Source organism: Micrococcus sp. CS26 (assembly GCF_055522295.1).
In genome coordinates this window covers 1-631 of record NZ_JBVFVY010000066.1, presented here as the reverse complement: position 1 = coordinate 631, position 631 = coordinate 1, and the positions used below count along the sequence as shown (strand labels likewise).

Annotated in this window: 1 pseudogene; it reads left to right on the top strand. The window is 67.5% G+C overall.

The annotated features are described in order from the left end of the window. Nucleotides 1-83: 83 nt before the first annotated feature. Nucleotides 84-631, top strand: a pseudogene (locus ACZ1IK_RS11230) (transposase); the annotation flags it as partial.

The following is a 631-nucleotide window of genomic DNA, read 5'->3' as shown; positions in this document are numbered from 1 at the left end:
TGGGCTGACCCCGTTTCGTAGGTCCAGTCGTTATGAGAGTCGTCCTGTTGCCCGCGGTCGCGGGCAGGGAGACTGGTCAGATCATGACGAACAGCAGGAAGCGTCACACCCCCGAGCAGGTCGTCCGTAAGCTCGGGCAGGCCGACAGGATGCTCGCCGATGGTCAGGACGTCGCGGCGGTGTGCCGGGAGCTCGGGGTGTCCGAGCAGACGTACTACCGGTGGCGGAACCAGTACGGCGGCCTCAAGGCCGACGACGCAAAGCGCCTGAAGGAGCTGGAGAAGCAGAACGCGACCCTGAAGCGTCTGCTCGCGGAAGCGGAGCTGGAGAAGGCCGCGCTCAAGGAGCTGGCTGAGGGAAACTTCTAAGCCCGGACAGGCGCCGCGCCGCCGTCGATCACCTCAAGCGCAAGTTGCGGGTGAGCGAACGGATGGCGTGCCGTCTGGTCGGGCTGAGCCGCTCCGCGTACCGGCGACCGCTCAAGGGCGACACGGTCGCGGACCCGGATCGGGCGCTCAGGGAGTGGCTGCGCGCCTGGGCGAAGGACCATCCCCGCTACGGGTATCGGCGGGCGTATCACGACGCCCGCGCCGAGGGGTGGGTGGTGAACCACAAGAAGATCCAACGCCTG